Source organism: Actinocrinis sp., from assembly GCF_035946395.1.
Classification (GTDB): Bacteria; Actinomycetota; Actinomycetes; order Streptomycetales; family Catenulisporaceae; genus Actinocrinis.
On record NZ_DASYZI010000259.1, the window covers coordinates 1 to 2,060 of the forward strand.

Here is a 2,060-nt window from a genome sequence, read left to right on the forward strand (position 1 = left end):
CATCCGCTGACCGATAGCATCCGCCACCGCTTCCATGGGAAGCAGGTCGTGCATCATTCCAGCCGCATGTAACCGACGAGCGCGAAAGCTGCGGCCTAGCTGCGAGCCGCCGACCAGATGTCGGCGCTCATGGACCGTCAGTCGCTGGCCCGGTCGTAAGCGCAGCTTGCTGCAGGCCTAGGCTGGCCGCCGGGGCGCAGAATGCCTATTCGGGCGCGGCGACGAAAGCCACCCGGGGACCCGGGGCTGCCGACCATATCGGCGGATATCGCGTGTCGCACGACCGCGGAGCTGTCACCGTCGGTAACAAAGCACGCGTCCTGACAAGACAAGTGCCGGGTCAGTCCAGCTGCTCTCGCCTCGCCCTCGCCGACGCCCAGCAGCGCTACGACGTCATCGGCGACTTGCCGTCTGAAGTCGGCCTGCTCGTGCTCGTTTGCGGCTGGTAACGCGTTTGGCGGTTCGGGACGATCGACGGTGAACAGGTCTGGCGGCAGGTCGAAATGGGAAGCCAGTCCACGTTCCCCACCGTGACCGGTGGCATCTTCGAGTTCGGCTTCTCCGATGCGATCTTGCGGATGTGGGCCAGCTTCCTGGCCGAGCGGGACGGAAGTCTCGACGGCCGCTTCGGGTGTGTGACCCCCCGAGAGCCCCAGATGCGCCAGCGCATTTCCAGGCCGCGATCGAATCCGACGCCTCCCAGGGGTCGGTCTTTGTCACGTGAACGTAGCCGAGGCCGGCGGTGAGGCGGCCGTCGTTATGGCCGCTGGAGTCGGATCTGCGCCGAGCGCAGCGCGTGCGGGGGCACGGTGAGACGCACAACAGTGCCTTCGGTGATCTGGACGGGTGCGACGTCGGCGTCGGTTGGTTGTTCGTCCAGGCGCACCGATTCGGCGTAGCCAACAGGCACATTCCAGTGCAGCGCCACCTCGGCGGGGGCGTCGGTCGGGTTCAGCACACGAGCCACGAGCCCGTTCCCGTCCTCGGCGGGCTTCAGCGCCGACAGCACGACCCCTGGACCCTCGAGCATGAGCACGCTTTGGCCCGGGGCGAGAACAGGGTCGGGTCCCGCAGGTACCGCTCGATAGCGCAGCTCCGCGTCCCACGCCTCGACCTGCGGGTGCGGGCCGAAGGTGAGGGCCAGGTGAGCGACGGTCGGGCCGAGGCACTGGGCCTCGGGTGCGCGAAGGCCCGGGCCGGCCGGCTGCGGACGGCTATTCAGGTCGATTCGCGACAGCCACCCGACCGCCCGCACGACCGTGATGTAGACGATGCCGTCGGTGCTGACCTCCGCCTCGGGTAGTCCGGGCGCGGCGATCGTGATCCCGTTGTTGTGCACCCACCCCTGGTGCGGGAACGTGGTCGGGGCCGGCTGGAACCACTCCGACGCCGGCACGGACCGCGGCGGGCGGGTTGCGATGTCGAAGGTGGTCGCCGCCGCCGCCCCCGCTCCCGGCGCTCCAGTCGGAAACGCCAGCCTGAGCCGATGGTCCTGCGCCTGGTTGTCGACAGTGACGTCCAGGTCGACGCGCTCGACACCGGGTGCGACCCGGGCGAGCACACGAACCGTCACCGGTGCGGTCTGGGCCGACCGCTCGACGCGGTCCGGGGAAAGCGACGCCGGAACCTCGAATGTCCGAACGACGTCGAGTTCCTCGATGCCGCTCGGGTGCCGCCGCCGGCTGACCGTCACCGAGGTCAGACCGATCGGCCCGGGGACGGCATCGAAATCGTATGTGTCGCCCCGATCGCCTTGGTCTTCCACACTCAGCAATCCCTTGTAGGTACGACCGGCGATCTCGACATCGAGGGTGCCGTCCTCAACTGCGCGGACCGTCAGCCCGCCGGCACTGATCTCGCGCCCGGAGTCGACAACATCCGACACGGCCTCTCCGCGGGCGATCCGATAGCGGCGCCAGCCGAACGCCGGCACGTCACGCGCCACCCACTCCACGGTCCACGGATCCTGCTCGGGGATGGCCCGGATCCTTGCCGGCGAGTCCTCAACCACAACACGCGCCGCCACACCGTCGACCGTGAGGCCACCTCCGAACAGGCTT

General features: G+C 68.8%; 1 protein-coding gene. It reads right to left on the bottom strand.

What is annotated here, in order from left to right; genetic code table 11:
• Positions 1-757: 757 nt before the first annotated feature.
• On the bottom strand, positions 758-2,060 hold a 1,303-nt coding region (locus tag VGS97_RS16245), incomplete at its 5' end, for a glycosyl hydrolase-related protein (RefSeq protein WP_326854367.1).